Here is a 15,432-nt window from a genome sequence, read left to right as displayed (position 1 = left end):
GCCGGCGAACGGCACGTGTGCGACGGTCGCGCATGTACGGTTCGAGTGCCGTACTGGAATAAAAGGGTAGTGGTGCCCGGAGGGAAGTCAAGCGGCGGCCGTTGAGACGGCGCGCGCGCACTGCACCGCAGCACGCGGCATGGCGCATTGCGACCGGACGTCGCAATGCATGCGGCACGTGGTTTGGGTATCGTCTCGTGTTGCGCGAAACGGGGCCGCGCGCGGCCGGAGCCTTTCCGGCCGGATCACGACACGACGACACGATGAGACAAGGAACCTTACCGAGATGACCGGCGCGTATTTCAGCGTGCCGACGCTTTGTGCGATCGCACTCGTTCACGTCTACTGGGCGTTCGGCGGACGGCTCGGCAAGCGCGCGGCCATTCCCGAACAGGACGGCGTACCGCTGCTGCGGCCGACCATGCTCGGCACGCTCGCCGTCGCGACGGCATTGCTGGCCGGCGCATGCGTGGTGGCGTCGCGCGCGGGCTGGCTGTGGCCGAACCTGTATCCCGGCGCGATCGCGTTCGCGATCGTTGCGCTCGCATTGATCTTCGCGGTGCGCGCGGTCGGCGATTTCCGCTACGTCGGCTTCTTCAAGCGGGTTCGCGGGTCGCGTTTCGCGCGGATGGACAGCGTGTGTTACTCGCCGCTGTGCGTGGCGCTCTCGTTGTCGATCGCGTCGATGCTGTGGCCGTGGTGAGCGTCGCGCCCGGCGCGGCAGGCCGTGTGCAGCGACGGGAGCCCTGACGCTCGTCGCGGCGTCGAGATGGAACGCGCAGACCGGGGAGGGGCGGGAGAAGCCCGCGCGCGCATCGCGCCGGCGGGGTAAGCGACGACGCAACCGCACCACGGCTCTTGCGCAATCCGGAAAACGATTTCCCGATTATTGCGATTTTCGATGTAATGAATTGCATTGAACCCTTTGGAAATGGAACCGGTTCCATCTATAATTCGCGACGTTTGTCGCCGGGCCCGGAATGAGGGTCGTGCACGATGCGCTTGCCGCCGGCCAGCGCGGCGTCTAAGTTGGATAGGGCCATGGCGATGCAGGGTAGATGCGGGCGGTAAGCCGGTATTTGTCCGACGATGAGACCCACGAAGAGGTCGACTCCATGCAGCGCGCCGACAACCGGCGCGCTGCGCGGCTGCATGACGGCGCCGCCGCGTAACGCGCGGCGTGCGCCCGCATCGAGATTGTTCGCAACACCGCAAGAACAGGACGGCCAGCCGCGCGCGGCATGGCTGCCGTGCCGGGCATGCCGCATGCGGAATGCGCGCCCCGAACCACGTTCCCCAACGATCACCATCCGACCATGTCCACGCCACCCGACAAACCCAATTCGCGTCGCCGTTTCCTGCGCACGTCGGTCGCGCTCGTGCCGATCGCGTCGGTCGCCGGTTGCGACCTGCGCTCGTCGTCGTCCTCGACCGCGGCCGGCAATGCGTCCACCGCATCGGCCAGTGTCGAACGCGCGCCGTACAAGCCGACCTTTTTCGATGCGAAGGAGTGGGCGTTCGTCCAGGCCGCCGTCGACCGCCTGATTCCGGCCGACGCCGAAGGCCCCGGCGCGCTCGAATCCGGCGTGCCCGAATTCATCGACCGGCAGATGGAAACCCCGTACGCGCACGGCGCGACGTGGTACATGCAGGGGCCGTTCCAGCAGGGCGTGCCCGAACTCGGCTACCAGCTCAAGCTCGTGCCGCGCGACATCTACCGGCTCGGCATTGCGGCCGTCAACCGCTACTGCGAAAAGGCCCACGGCAAGGTGTTCACCGATCTCGACGCGCCGACTCGCGATACCGTGCTCGGCGCACTGGAGAAAGGCGGCGCGCAGATCGACGACGTGCCGTCCGTCGTGTTCTTCGGCCAGTTGCTGCAGAACACGCGCGAAGGCTACTTCTGCGATCCGGTGCATGGCGGCAATCACGACATGGCCGCGTGGAAGATGATCGGTTTTCCGGGCGCGCGCGCCGACTTCATGGATTTCGTCAACCAGAACGGCAAGCCGTATCCGTACGGCCCGGTCTCGATCAACGGGGAGCGCACCTGATGGCAGCGGAAAAGAAGCCGCACGTCGATGCGGTGATCGTTGGTTTCGGCTGGACCGGCGCGATTCTCGCGAAGGAACTCACCGAAGCGGGCCTGAACGTCGTCGCGCTGGAGCGCGGCGAGTATCGCGACACCTATCCGGACGGCGCGTATCCGAACACGATCGACGAGCTGACCTACAACGTCCGCAAGAAGCTGTTCCTCGACCTGTCGAAAACGACCGTGTCGATCCGCCACGGGCTGCAGGACACCGCGCTGCCTTACCGGCAGCTCGCCGCGTTCCTGCCGGGCGAGGGCGTCGGCGGCGCGGGGCTGCACTGGTCGGGCGTGCATTTCCGGATCACGCCGGAAGAGCTGCGCCTGCGCAGCCACTACGAAGAGCGCTACGGCAAGAAGTTCATCCCGGAAGGGATGACGATCCAGGACACGGGCGTCAGCTACGACGAGCTCGAGCCGTATTTCGACTTCGCCGAGAAGGTGTTCGGCACGTCGGGGCAGGCATACAAGGTCGGCGGCAAGGTGGTCGGCGACGGCAACGTGTTCGAGGCGAACCGCAGCGACAACTTCCCGCTGCCCGCGCAGCTCAACACGTATTCGGCGCAACGCTTCTTCGATGCGGCGAAGTCGCTCGGGCTGCATCCGTACCGGCTGCCGTCGGCGAACACGTCGGGCCCATACACGAACCCGTACGGCGTGCAGATGGGGCCGTGCAACTTTTGCGGCTACTGCAGCGGCTATGCGTGCTACATGTACTCGAAGGCGTCGCCGAACCTGAACATCCTGCCCGCGCTGAAGCAGGTGCCGAACTTCGAGTTGCGCTCGAAGTGCCACGTGCTGCGCGTGGACCTCGATGACACGAAGAAGCGCGCGACGGGCGTCACCTACGTCGACCCGGCAGGCCGTGAAGTGCACCAGCCGGCCGATCTCGTGATCGTCGCGGCGTTCCAGTATCACAACGTGCACCTGCTGTTGCTCTCGGGCATCGGCAAGCCGTACGACCCGATCTCGGGCGAAGGCGTCGTGGGCCGCAATTTCGCGTACCAGAACCTGTCGACGATCAAGGCGTTCTTCGACAAGGACACCTTCACGAACCCGTTCATCGGCGCGGGCGGCAACGGCGTCGCGGTGGACGACTTCAACGCGGACAACTTCGACCATGGCCCGCTCGGCTTCGTCGGCGGTTCGCCGCTGTGGGTGAACCAGGCCGGTGTGAAGCCGATCAGCGGCATCGCGACACCGCCGGGCACGCCGCAATGGGGCGCCGCGTGGAAGAAGGCCGTGAAGGACAACTACGCGCATACGATCTCGATGGACGCGCACGGCACGAACATGTCGTACCGAGATGTCTACCTCGACCTCGATCCGACCTATCGCGATTCGTACGGCCAGCCGCTCTTGCGGATGACCTTCGACTGGAAGGACAACGACATCAAGATGGCGCAGTACGTGACCGGGCAGATGAAGAAGATCGCGGAGGCGATGGGGCCGAAGGCGATCGGCGTGTCGACGCGCGAGTTCGGCAAGCACTTCGATTCGCGCGCGTACCAGACGACGCACCTGGTCGGCGGCGCGATCATGGGCACCGATCCGAAGACGAGCGTACTGAACCGCTACCTGCAGTGCTGGGACGTGCACAACGTGTTCGTGATGGGCGCGTCTGCGTTGCCGCAGGGCATCGGCTACAACCCGACCGGGATCATCGCGGCGCTGGCCTACTGGTCGGCACGTGCGATCCGCGAGCAATACCTGAAAAATCCCGCCCCGCTGGTGACCGCATGAAGAGGACAGTGAACCATCACAACGCCGCGCGCCGAATTTCCCCACTGGGGCGCGCACTGGTGATCGGCACGGCATGGGCGGCGTTCGGTCTCGCCGGCGGAGCAGCCTTCGCGCAACCGGCGGCGCCAGCGGCACAGTCCGCCGACGCGAACCTCGTCAAGCGTGGCGAATACCTCGCCCGCGCGGGCGATTGCATCGCGTGTCACACCGCGGGCGGCGGCAAGCCGTTCGCGGGCGGGCTGAAGTTCGACACGCCGATCGGTGCGATCTATTCGACCAACATCACGCCGGACCCGAAGACGGGCCTCGGCGGCTGGACGCTCGACGACTTCACCCTCGCGGTGCGCGAGGGCGTCCGCAAGAACGGCGACACGATGTATCCGGCGATGCCGTATCCGTCCTACGCGCGCCTGAGCGACGACGACATGAAGGCGCTGTATACGTACTTCATGCACGGCGTCGCGCCGGTCGAACGCGAGAACCGCGCGGTCGACATCGTATGGCCGCTGTCGATGCGCTGGCCGCTGACGTTCTGGCGCAAGATGTTCGCGCCGGCGCCGAAGCCGTTCGATGCGGCGTCGTACACCGATCCGGTGGTCGCGCGCGGCGCGTATCTCGTGCAGGGTCTCGGCCATTGCGGCGCGTGCCACACGCCGCGCGCGGCGACGATGCAGGAGCGCGCGCTGACCGATGCAGGCGGCCTCGACTTCCTGGCCGGCGGCGCGGCGATCGACGGCTGGGTGCCGACGAGCCTGCGCGGCGAGGCGCGCACCGGGCTCGGCACGTGGAGCGAAACCGAGATCGTGCAGTTCCTGAAGACCGGCCGCACGCTGCGCACGGCCGCGTTCGGCGGGATGACGGACGTGGTCGGCCACAGCATGCAGCACATGACCGACGACGACCTGACCGCGATCGCGCGCTACCTGAAGACGCTGCCGCCGCGCGTGCAGGGCGAGCAGCCGCACGTGTACGATGCGGCCGCCGCGAAGGCGCTGCAGACCGGCGACGCGAGCAAGCCGGGCGCCGCCGTCTATCGCGACAACTGCATGGCGTGTCACCGCAGCGACGGCCACGGCTACACGCGCGTGTTCCCGGCGCTTGCGGGCAACCCGGTCGTGCAAAGCGAGGACCCGACGTCGCTCATCCACGTCGTGCTGGAAGGCAGCGCGCTGCAGGGTACGCACACCGCGCCGTCGACCTTCACGATGCCGCCGTTCGGCTGGCGCCTGTCGGACCAGGAAGTCGCGGACGTGTCGAACTTCGTGCGCACGAGCTGGGGCAATACGGGCGCGGCGATCACGGCCGCGCAGGTCGCGAAGGTGCGCAAGAGCACGCCGTCGACGCGGCCGGAGCCGCCGCCGGGCGCTCGGTTCCCGCAGGCGTCGCGCTGACGCACGCGGCGGGGCGCCGGGCCGCGCCCGATCGATCCGCCTCGCGCTGCCGGCCGGCTCGTGCGGTGCGTTCCGACCGCCCGGGGTAGTACCCCGCAATGGCGGGCCATCGCGTGAATTTTTCGCGGTGGCCCGCCATTTTTCCATCTCATCCCTTATCCTTCCATTCTTGAACCTTACTAAATAGTTACAAGAACTTGGGAGGGGGGATGCCTCATGACGTCAGCCTGATTGCGTTGCTCGCGGCCGGTTTCGGTCTCGCGATGATCTTCGGTTACCTCGCGTCACTGCTGAAAATGCCGCCGCTCGTCGGCTATCTGCTTGCCGGGATCGTGATCGGCCCCGGCACGCCCGGTTTCGTCGGCGACCTGTCGCTCGCGCAGCAGCTCGCGGAAGTCGGCGTGATGCTGCTGATGTTCGGCGTCGGCCTGCATTTCTCGCTCGGCGACCTGCTCGCGGTGCGCAAGATCGCGCTGCCGGGGGCCGTCGTCCAGATCACCGTCGCGACGTTGCTCGGCGGCGGGCTCGCGCTCACATGGGGCTGGAGCCTCGGCGCGGCGCTCGTGTTCGGGCTCGCGCTGTCGGTCGCGAGCACGGTCGTGCTGCTGCGGGCACTCGAGGGGCGCGGGCTCGTCGAAACGGTGAACGGGCGCATCGCGGTCGGTTGGCTCGTCGTCGAGGATCTCGTGATGGTGCTCGTGCTCGTGCTGCTGCCGCCCGTCGCGGGGCTGCTCGGCGGCACGCCGCCCGGCGACGCGCACGCGGCCGGCGGCAGCGTATGGGGCACGCTCGGCGTCACGATGCTGAAAGTGGCCGCGTTCATCGCGCTGATGCTCGTGGTCGGCAAGCGCGTGTTTCCGCGCATCCTGTGGCTCGTCGCGCGCACCGGTTCGCGCGAGCTGTTCACGCTGTGCATGATTGCCGCGGCGGTTGGCATCGCGTTCGGCGCGGCGAAGCTGTTCGACGTGTCGTTCGCGCTCGGCGCGTTCTTCGCCGGGATGATGATGCGCGAGTCGGAGTTCAGCCGGCGCGCGGCCGACGAGACGCTGCCGCTGCGCGACGCATTCTCGGTGCTGTTCTTCATTTCGGTCGGGATGCTGTTCGACCCGACGGTGCTGCTCACCGAGCCGCTGCACGTGATCGAGGTCGCGGCGATCGTGCTGGTCGGCAAGACGCTCGCGGCGGTCGCGCTCGTGATCGCGTTCCGCTATCCGCTGAACACCGCGCTGACGGTTGGCGCGGGCCTCGCGCAGATCGGCGAATTCTCGTTCATTCTCGCGGGGCTCGGTCGTGCGCTCGGGCTGCTGTCGGCCGAAGGGCAGAGCCTGATCCTCGCGGTCGCGCTGATCTCGATCGCAATGAACACGCTGCTGTTCGCGATGATCGATCCGGCGCTTGCGTGGATCCGCAAGCATTCGGCGTTCGCGCGCAAGCTCGAGGCACGCGACGATCCGCTCGCCGCGCTGCCGATGTCGACGCCGCAGACGCATCTGACCGGGCAGGTCGTGATCGTCGGCTACGGCAAGGTCGGCACGCGGATCGCGCATGCGCTGGACGAGCGCGGAATCGCGTATGTCGTCGTCGAGCAGAATCGCGAGCTCGTCGAGAAGCTGCGCGCGGACGGTGTCGCCGCCGTGTCGGGCGATGCGATCGAGCCGATCGTGCTCGTCCAGGCGCACATCGCGCGCGCCGGGATGCTGGTCGTCACGCTGCCGGACGTATTCGACGTGCGGCAGATCGTCGAGATCTCGCGCACGCTGAATCCGACGCTGGAGGTCGTGCTGTGCACGAACAGCAGCGACGAAGCCGCGTTGCTGTCGAGCGAGGGCGTCGGCACCGTGTTCATGGGCGAGAGCGAACTCGCGCGTGGAATGACCGAGCATGTGCTCGGCAGGATGGTGAAACCGGTGGCGGCTGCGCACGCGCACTGACGGTCGTGCGGTCGGATTCGCGTGGATAGAGGGGCGTGTCGGCCAGCGGAAAGCGGGCGTGCCGGGCATTCGACACCGCGAACGATCGACCTGTTCGCCGCGCGCGGCGCCGAGTGCGCCCCGGCGGCTTCAGCCTGCCGCCGCCTTCGCCTGTACGGCCGCGCCGGATTGCGCGGCCGTTTTCACGGGCGCCGATGCCTTCTGCTCGGCCGCCGTCTTCGGTTGCGCCGCGGCCTTCGGCGCCGCGACGGTCTTCTGCGGTGCGGCCTTGACCGGCGCATTCGGCGTTGGTTCGACCGGTGCGTCGGGCGGCACGCCGAGCAACTGCAGCGAGCCGCTCGTGACCGACGAGAACACCGGGCCGGCCACCGTGCCGCCGTAATAGCCCTTGCCGCGCGGCTCGTCGATCATCACCGCGACGATCAGGCGCGGGTTGCTCATCGGCGCCATCCCCGCGAACAATGCGCGGTACTTGCCCTTCGCATAGGTCGCGCCGACCTGCTTGCGCGCCGTGCCAGTCTTGCCGCCGATCCGGTAGCCGTCGACCCGCGCGCGGCGCCCGGTGCCGCCTTCGCCGACGGCCGACTCGAGCATCGCACGGATCGCCGCCGCGGTTTGCGGCGACGTCACGCGGTGGCCGCGATGGGCATTGATCGTCTGCGGGTCGGAGCCGTTCTTCAGCAGCGACACCGGGTGCAACGTGCCGTCGCCCGCGTAGGCGGTGTAGGTCTGCGCGATCTGCAGCAGCGACATCGACAGCCCGTAGCCGTACGCCATCGTCGCCTGCTCGATCGGCCGCCAGCGCTTGTAGCCGCGCAGGCGGCCCGACGCGACGCCCGGGAACGTCAGCTCCGGCGCGCGGCCGATCCCGTATTCCTGGTACTTGTTCCAGATCGTTTCGGCGGGCAGGTTCAGCGCCAGCTTCGCGAGCGCGACGTTGCTCGACTTCTGCAGCGCCTGCGAGACGGTCAGCGAGCCGTGGTTCGACGTGTCGTGGATCACGGCCGGGCCGATCTTGTAGGTGCCGGGCGACGTGTTGATGATCGTGTTCGGTGTGACCTTGCGCTCGTCGATCGACAGCGCGACGACGAGCGGCTTGATCGTCGAACCCGGCTCGAACGTGTCGATCACCGCGCGGTTGCGCAGCTGCTGGCCCGTCAGCCGGGCGCGGTCGTTCGGGTCGAAGGTCGGGTAGTTCGCGAGTGCGAGGATTTCGCCGTTCTGCGCGTCGAGCACGACCACGCTGCCGGCTACCGCGTTGTTCTCGAGCACCGCGGCCTTGAGCTGGCTGAACGCGAGCTGCTGGATCCGCCGGTCGATCGTCAGTTCGATCGTCGCGCCGTGCTGCGCGGGCACGAGCGGACGCGTGTCGGACACGATGCGGCCCAGTCGATCGCGGATCACCTCGCGCTGCCCGGCGGTGCCCGACAGCCGCCCGTTCGCCGCGAGCTCGACGCCTTCCTGGCCCTTGTCCTCGACGTTGGTGAAGCCGACCACGTGCGCGGCCGATTCGCCCTCCGGATAGAAGCGCTTCGAGTCGGCGATCTGCGTGATGCCGTCGATCTCGAGCTTGTCGAGCCGGCTCGCGGTGTCGGCGTCGATCTGCCGCTTGAGCAGCACGAACGTCCGGTCGTTGCGCAGGCGGCGCTTCACTTCCACGAGCGGCATGTCGAGCAGCTTCGCGATCTGCGGATAGTCGATTTCGGCGACCTGTTTCGGATTTGCCCAGATTTCATAGGTCGACAGGCTGGCCGCGAGCATCGCGCCGTTGCGGTCGACGATGCGCCCGCGCATCGCGTCGAGCTCGATCGTGCGCTGGTAGCGCTTCTGGCCTTGCCCGACGTAGAAATCCTGGTTCGCGACCTGCACCCAGAAGGCGCGTCCGATCAGCGCGGCGAAACCGAGGGACACCATGATCACGACCAGCTTCGAGCGCCACATCGGCAGGCGTGACGCGAGCATCGGATGCTTGGTCGCGGCGGCGTATGGATCGGCGGGGTGGGTCTTCTTTTTCACGCTCATGCAAGGGCCGGGTCGGGCCGCCGGACGGCGGCAAGTCAGTCGGAATAATGCGATTGTAATAAATGAGTAAACATCATGTGGGGAAAGTGTGTTTCGGCCCCGTAAAAGATTGGCGTTTCCGCCCGGGCACGGTCGGGAAAAGGTGGGGGCGGGGCGAAATGGCGGCGCGGCCTGACGTGCTGGCGCAACGGAGCCGGATTGGAGGGGGCGGATCGTTACCGTCGTCGCGGTTCGATTAACCCGGCCCCGATTAATTCAGGGACCGGAAAATAAAAAGGCGCCTTGAAGAGAGGCGCCTTATTGGTGAATATCGAAATGAATATCGCGGAAACTGGAATAAACCCGAAAACCGCAGAGGATTGCCGTCAAAAATACCTACCGCGCGACGGAAATAAATTCATGGTATTCCGGCTCCGCAGTGGAACGATCGACCGCTTGCAGACGCCATGCACCGTCGGGGTGCTCGCCGGCGAGCACCGCGGGACCTTGTTCGCGCTGCGTCGCGCTGAACGACAGCCCCTTCAACTGGCACACGGCCTTCCCGCTGTCGGCCGCGCAGAGGGCCATTGCGCCTTCCACGTCCCGAACCTTGCCCCAGCTCGGAAGATCGATCCCCTGGTGAGCCTCGCGCGACCACAGCCCCTCGTCGGTATCGACCCAGAGCACCGCGAAGGAGTGACGGGTTGCCGACTCGCTGCCATTAATCCGAATAGTGAGGCGCATTGGATCGTCTCCTGAAGAAAATGACACATTCGACCGTTTTGGTTTGACCAGTCTAGATAGACTGCCGTGAAACGCAAGTGATAATCCGCAATAAATCCGAATTGCGCCTATAGGCGTTTCCCGATGAAACGATGTCTGACGATCCGCCGCGATCGTGACGGCGCGCGCAAACGCAAGCGCAGCGTGATCCGCGCACCGCGATCGGACCCTGGCGTGTCCCGGACATGCGATGACCCCGTGAGAGGCCGCGTCGAAGTGTCGCGCTGAAACGAGGGCTCCACGCGTATCGGCGGGCTGGCCGCTGACGCATCCCGAATGCTGCCCGCCCGGACGTTTCGACGATTTGATCGCCCGGCCGGCGCGACACACTCCGACATTCGCGTACAAATCCTCACACTTTCACGAAACTTTCAGGACAGACTTGCGGGCGATCAGGCCCCACACTTGGATATTCCGATCCTGCGCCGTGGACGCCTGTCCGCGGCGGGCCGCCGCCGCCTCGTGCCAGAGACGCGATCGACGCGATCGCGGGCCGCAGCCCGATCGGGATTGCCGGGGCGAGCGTCGGCCCCGGCCCGGCCGACAGCCGTGCGCCGCTCCGCGATCCGGGGCGGCCGCGCCGTCCGGCCGATTCTTCGAAGGAGACTATCGTGCTGATCTGGAAAACCGCGTTGTCGCTCAACTGGCGCACGAGCCTCGTGTCGCCGGCCAGCGCACCGGTCGCGGCGGCCAACGTCGGACGGCTGGTGCTTACCGGCGCCACCGGCTTCATCGGCAGCACCGTGCTGACGGCGCTCGTCAACGCCGGGTTGCTCGAGCGCATCGTGTGTGTCGTGCGTGCGGAGAATCGCGGCCACGCGGTCGCGCGTTTGCGTGAAGCGGCGTTGCGCGCGGGGCTCGCGCCGTACTGGGCATCGCGTCTCGGCGACGCGAACGTGGTCGTCGGTGCGCTCGGCGACGTGTGGCAGGGCACCGACGCGTCGCGTCTCGCCGGCGCGACGCACGTGATCCATTGCGCGGGCCATGCGTCGCCGGCCGACGGTTCGCACCTGCAGGCCGACATCGCCGATTCGCTGCGCTTTGCCGAACGGTTCGCGCACGCGCCGCAATTGCAGCGTTTCGTGTACGTCGGCACCGCCTATGCGCACGCGGGCCGCGGCGGGATCGTGTACGAGGCGACGGCGGGCGCGTCGGCGAGCGACGCGGCGCAGGGCGGCGACGGGTTGCACGGCGCGGTGCTCGCGGCGGACTACTTGCAAGCGAAGGCCGAAACGGAGCAGCGCCTGCGCGCGCTCGGGCTGCCGCTCGTCGTCGTGCGTCCGTCGCACGTCGTCGGTCACACGGTGCTCGGCACGCGGCCCGCACCGAATTCATTCTGGATGTTCCGCGTCGCGCACGCGGCGCGGCGCTTTACCGCGCGGCCGATGACGCGCATCGACATCGTGTCGGTCGACGACGTCGCGCGCGCGACCATGCTGCTGGCCGTGAAGCCGACGCTGATGCACGATGTGTACCACGTGTCGGCCGGCGACGAGGCGCCGCAGGTCGCGCAGATCGTGCGCGCGATGGACGAGGCGGCCGGCATGACGGGCGCGCCGCGCTACGTGGCCTGTGCGCCGGCCGAACTGCCGCTCGTGGTGCGCGACGTGCTCGGGCGGTCCGATCCGGCGCTTGAACGCGTGATCGGCCGCGCGTTGCAGCGTTGCGCGGAGTTCGCGATGGTCGATCGCGTGTTCGACAACCGCCGCGTGCGCGACGAAATCGATTTCGAGCCGCTGCCGTTCATCGATTACGTCGAGGAGTGCATGCGCACGTCGCGCGGCGTCGCGGTGACAGAACTGATGCGTGGCGCGCTGCACTGAGAGCCCGCGCGATTCGGGGCCTGCCAATTCCCGGCGGCCGGTTTGCCGCCGCTCGCGGCGGTCCGACGACGGCAGGCCCTACGACGCGCTGCCGAGTTCGATCAGCCGGTCGAGCGCTCGGTAGATGTCGTCCAGGCCGTCCTGGCCGAAACGCGCTTCAAGCTGGCGATACTGCTCGTCGATGCGCGGACCGATTTCCGTGACCAACTTCCTGCTTTGCGGCGTCAGGCTCACCAGCAGCCGGCGCTGATCTTCCTGCGCGCGCGTGCGCGTAATCAGGCCGTCGCGCTCCATCCGTTCCAGCACGCCCGTGAGACTCGGGCTCAGGATGCAGCAGCGGCGCGCGATCTGTCCCGCTTCGAGCGCGTGCGCAGGCTCGCCGTCGAGCACGCGGATGATCCGCCATTGCTGTTCGGTCAGCGCGAATTCCTTGAGAATGGGGCGGAACAGGCCCATCAGCGTTTCGCGGGCCTCGAGCAGCAGCATGGCCAGGTTGCGATGGTCGAGCGTACGGTTCATCGGGGTGGGTAGAGGTGCAGAGGACGGGGACGCATCAATCTTAACAGCCGATGGTGATGAATTTCGCGTATCAGGGTAATCGAGGTTGCGAGCATTCGATTGTTTACTTAAGATGTTAAGTATTGATGATGCGCCGCGATGCGCGGCAGGGGAATGACGCATGGAGCTGTCCTGCATGACCGCCGCGGCGCCGCCGCTGCCGGTCGCCATCGGTACCGTCTACGGTGCGCTGCTCAACGAGCGCGCCGCACTCGACGCGCTCGGCGACGCCGTGCACGCGCCGCCTTACGGCCGTCCGCCGCAGGCACCGATCCTTTACATCAAACCGGCCAACACGCACGCAGCCGACGGCGCGGCCGTCGTGGTGCCGGCGGGCGTCGATGCGCTGGAGATCGGCGCATCGGTGGCCGTCGTGTTCTCGCGGCGCGCGACGCGCGTGCCGGCCGCGCAGGCGCTCGACTACGTGCATGGCTTCACGCTCGCGAGCGACGTGTCGGTTCCGCATCCCGATTACTACCGTCCGGCCGTGCGCTTCAAATGTCGCGACGGTTTCTGCCCGCTGGGCCCGATGATCGTGCCGGCGGCCGCGCTCGGCGACATCGACGCGATCGGCCTGACGGTACGGATCGACGGCCGCACCGCGGTGTCCGCATCGACCGCCACGCTGATCCGCCCGGTGCGCGAGCTGATCGCCGACGTGACGGCGTTCATGTCGTTCGACGCGGGCGACGTGCTGCTGCTCGGCGTCGCGGGTGGCGCACCGCGTGCCCGCGCGGGCAGCACGGTCGAGATTGACGCTGCCGGCATCGGCACGTTGCGGCATACGCTGATTGCGGAGGAAACACGATGAAGACGGCGCGCGTGATCTACAACGGCGCACTGCACGCGGCCGAACCGGCCGGCGACGGCGCGATCCGCCTCGACACAGGGCGCGTGCTCGCCGAGGACGCGGTGACGTGGCTGCCGCCCGTCGCACCGCGCACGACGTTCGCGCTCGGCCTCAACTACGCGGACCACGCGAAGGAACTCGCGTTCAAGGCACCGAGCGAGCCGCTGATTTTCCTGAAGGGGCCGAACACGTTCATCGGCCATCGGTCGCACACCGTGCGCCCGGCGGACGCGACGCACATGCATTACGAGTGCGAGCTGGCCGTCGTGATTGGCCGCCCGGCGCGCAACGTGAGTCGGGCGCGGGCAATCGACTACGTTGCCGGCTACACGGTCGCAAACGACTATGCGATCCGCGATTACCTCGAAAACTACTACCGCCCGAACCTGCGCGTGAAGAACCGCGACACCTGCACGCCGCTCGGGCCGTGGTTCGTCAGCCGCGACGAGATTGGCGATGCAGGCGGCCTCATGCTGCGCACGACGGTGAACGGCCGGGAGACGCAGCGCGGCAGCACGCGCGACATGATCTTCGACGTACCCGCGCTGATCGAGCACATCAGCGGTTTTATGACGCTCTCGCCGGGCGACCTGATTCTGACCGGCACGCCGGAAGGGCTGGCCGACACGAAGCCGGGCGACGAGGTGGTGACCGAAATCGAAGGGATCGGCCGGCTCGTGAACACGATCGTCGGCGAAGCAGACTACTATCGCGCCGGCTGAGTCCGTCGCCCAAGGAGAGCACATGACCATCAAGCACTGGATCGACGGCCGCGAAGTCGAAAGCCGAGAGACGTTCACGACGCTGAACCCCGCGACGGGCGACGTGATCACCGACGTCGCGTCCGCCGGCGAGGCTGAAGTCGACGCGGCCGTGCGCGCGGCGAAGGAAGCGTTTCCGAAATGGGCGAACACGCCCGCCAAGGAGCGTGCGAAGCTGATGCGCAAGCTCGGCGAGCTGATCGAGAAAAACGTGCCGATGCTCGCCGCGCTCGAGACGCAGGACACCGGCCTGCCGATCGCACAGACGAGCAAGCAGCTGATCCCGCGCGCATCCGAGAACTTCAACTTCTTCGCGGAAGTGTGCGTGCAGATGAACGGCCGCACGTACCCGGTCGACGACCAGATGCTGAACTACACGCTGTACCAGCCGGTCGGCGTGTGCGCGCTGGTGTCGCCGTGGAACGTGCCGTTCATGACTGCGACGTGGAAGACGGCGCCGTGCCTCGCGCTTGGCAATACGGCCGTGCTGAAGATGTCGGAGCTGTCGCCGCTGACGGCCGACCAGCTCGGCCGGCTCGCGCTCGAGGCCGGCATTCCGCCGGGTGTGCTGAACGTCGTGCAGGGCTACGGCGCGACCGCCGGCGACGCGCTGGTGCGCCATCCGGACGTGCGCGCGGTGTCGTTTACGGGCGGCACGGTCACGGGCAAGCGGATCATGGAGCGCGCGGGCCTGAAGAAGTATTCGATGGAGCTTGGCGGCAAGTCGCCGGTGCTGATTTTCGACGATGCCGATTTCGACCGCGCGCTCGACGCGTCGCTGTTCACGATCTTCTCGATCAACGGCGAGCGGTGTACCGCGGGCTCGCGGATCTTCGTGCAGCGCACGATCTACGATCGCTTCGTGCAGGAATTCGCGCGCCGCGCGAACAACCTGGTGGTCGGCGACCCGACCGATCCCGCGACGCAGCTCGGCGCAATGATCACGCGCCAGCACTGGGAGAAGGTGACGGGCTATATCCGGATCGGCGAGCAGGAAGGCGCGCGCGTGGTGGCAGGCGGCGCGGACAAGCCGGCCGGTCTCGCCGACCATCTGCGCAACGGCAACTTCGTGCGCCCGACCGTGTTCGCGGACGTCGACAACCGGATGCGCATCGCACAAGAGGAAATCTTCGGGCCGGTCGCGTGCCTGATCCCGTTCGAGGACGAGGAAGAAGGGCTGCGGCTCGCGAACGACACGTGCTACGGGCTCGCGTCGTATATCTGGACGCAGGACGTCGGCAAGGTGCATCGCCTCGCGCGCGGCATCGAGGCCGGGATGGTGTTCGTGAACAGCCAGAACGTGCGCGACCTGCGCCAGCCGTTCGGCGGCGTGAAGGAGTCGGGCACCGGGCGCGAGGGCGGCGAATACAGCTTCGAGGTGTTCGCGGAAATCAAGAACGTGTGCATCTCGATGGGTTCGCATCACATTCCCCGTTGGGGCGTGTAACGGGCGCGGAACGTTTCGCCGCAGGAACGCCGTCAGAACGCCAGAACGATACGGA

General features: G+C 67.3%; 13 protein-coding genes. 9 read left to right on the top strand and 4 right to left on the bottom strand.

Going from position 1 to position 15,432, the window contains the following annotated elements; translation table 11 throughout:
• Positions 1–286 precede the first annotated feature (286 nt).
• Entirely contained in the window at positions 287–703 is a 417-nt protein-coding gene (locus tag HWX25_RS03600; protein WP_175907152.1) for a DUF3995 domain-containing protein, read from the top strand.
• A gap of 244 nt (positions 704–947) precedes the next feature.
• Here HWX25_RS03600 and HWX25_RS03595 read toward each other — a convergent pair whose 3' ends face one another.
• On the bottom strand, positions 948–1,310 hold the full coding sequence (locus tag HWX25_RS03595) for a hypothetical protein (protein ID WP_175907150.1): 363 nt from the start codon (positions 1,308–1,310) through the stop codon (positions 948–950).
• A 6-nt stretch (positions 1,311–1,316) separates the two neighbouring features.
• Here HWX25_RS03595 and HWX25_RS03590 point away from each other — a divergent pair, with 6 nt between their 5' ends.
• The 4 genes from HWX25_RS03590 to HWX25_RS03575 all read left to right on the top strand — a co-directional run bounded on the left by HWX25_RS03590 (position 1,317) and on the right by HWX25_RS03575 (position 7,154).
• Positions 1,317–2,054 (top strand): gluconate 2-dehydrogenase subunit 3 family protein, encoded by a 738-nt coding sequence (locus tag HWX25_RS03590; RefSeq protein WP_059818974.1) that lies wholly within the window; start codon positions 1,317–1,319, stop codon positions 2,052–2,054.
• A complete protein-coding gene (locus HWX25_RS03585) occupies positions 2,054–3,832 on the top strand; it encodes a GMC family oxidoreductase (protein WP_175907148.1) in 1,779 nt (592 codons plus the stop codon). Before HWX25_RS03590 ends, HWX25_RS03585 begins: the two co-directional genes overlap by 1 nt.
• On the top strand, positions 3,829–5,223 hold the full coding sequence (locus tag HWX25_RS03580) for a cytochrome c (protein WP_175907146.1): 1,395 nt from the start codon (positions 3,829–3,831) through the stop codon (positions 5,221–5,223). Before HWX25_RS03585 ends, HWX25_RS03580 begins: the two co-directional genes overlap by 4 nt.
• A 209-nt stretch (positions 5,224–5,432) precedes the next feature.
• Complete coding sequence (locus tag HWX25_RS03575) at positions 5,433–7,154, top strand: cation:proton antiporter (RefSeq protein WP_059525184.1); 1,722 nt, start codon at positions 5,433–5,435, stop codon at positions 7,152–7,154.
• Positions 7,155–7,283: 129 nt separating this feature from the next.
• Here the strand turns inward: HWX25_RS03575 and HWX25_RS03570 are convergent, their stop codons facing one another.
• Together HWX25_RS03570 and HWX25_RS03565 are read right to left on the bottom strand one after the other, a co-directional pair.
• On the bottom strand, positions 7,284–9,176 hold the full coding sequence (locus tag HWX25_RS03570; protein ID WP_175907144.1) for a penicillin-binding protein 2: 1,893 nt from the start codon (positions 9,174–9,176) through the stop codon (positions 7,284–7,286).
• Between the two features lie 375 nt (positions 9,177–9,551).
• Positions 9,552–9,899, bottom strand: a complete 348-nt coding sequence (locus HWX25_RS03565; RefSeq protein WP_059525188.1) for a DUF3564 family protein — start codon at positions 9,897–9,899, stop codon at positions 9,552–9,554.
• A gap of 650 nt (positions 9,900–10,549) precedes the next feature.
• On the opposite strand from HWX25_RS03565, the gene HWX25_RS03560 reads away from it, so the two are divergent.
• Positions 10,550–11,761 carry an SDR family oxidoreductase gene (locus tag HWX25_RS03560; RefSeq protein ID WP_175907142.1) on the top strand — a complete coding sequence of 404 codons (1,212 nt, stop codon included), beginning with the start codon at positions 10,550–10,552 and terminating at the stop codon, positions 11,759–11,761.
• 78 nt (positions 11,762–11,839) lie between these two features.
• On the opposite strand, the gene hpaR is transcribed toward HWX25_RS03560, so the two are convergent.
• On the bottom strand, positions 11,840–12,280 hold the full coding sequence (gene hpaR, locus HWX25_RS03555) for a homoprotocatechuate degradation operon regulator HpaR (RefSeq protein ID WP_124660096.1): 441 nt from the start codon (positions 12,278–12,280) through the stop codon (positions 11,840–11,842).
• A 160-nt stretch (positions 12,281–12,440) separates the two neighbouring features.
• Between hpaR and HWX25_RS03550 the strand changes: the two genes are divergently transcribed.
• From HWX25_RS03550 to hpaE, 3 genes are read left to right on the top strand one after another with little or no spacing between them, the layout of a single operon-like run.
• On the top strand, positions 12,441–13,130 hold the full coding sequence (locus HWX25_RS03550; RefSeq protein ID WP_175907140.1) for a fumarylacetoacetate hydrolase family protein: 690 nt from the start codon (positions 12,441–12,443) through the stop codon (positions 13,128–13,130).
• Positions 13,127–13,891: a fumarylacetoacetate hydrolase family protein gene (locus HWX25_RS03545; protein WP_175907138.1), complete on the top strand. Its 765-nt coding sequence runs from the start codon at positions 13,127–13,129 to the stop codon at positions 13,889–13,891. Before HWX25_RS03550 ends, HWX25_RS03545 begins: the two co-directional genes overlap by 4 nt.
• A 22-nt stretch (positions 13,892–13,913) precedes the next feature.
• Entirely contained in the window at positions 13,914–15,377 is a 1,464-nt protein-coding gene (gene hpaE / locus HWX25_RS03540; protein WP_175907135.1) for a 5-carboxymethyl-2-hydroxymuconate semialdehyde dehydrogenase, read from the top strand.
• Positions 15,378–15,432 lie beyond the last annotated feature (55 nt).

This window comes from Burkholderia sp. BCC1640 (assembly GCF_902833125.1).
GTDB classification, from domain to species: Bacteria; Pseudomonadota; Gammaproteobacteria; order Burkholderiales; family Burkholderiaceae; genus Burkholderia; species Burkholderia diffusa.
Note: the sequence above shows the minus strand (reverse complement) of the source record. Positions and strands in the feature narration are given on the sequence as shown.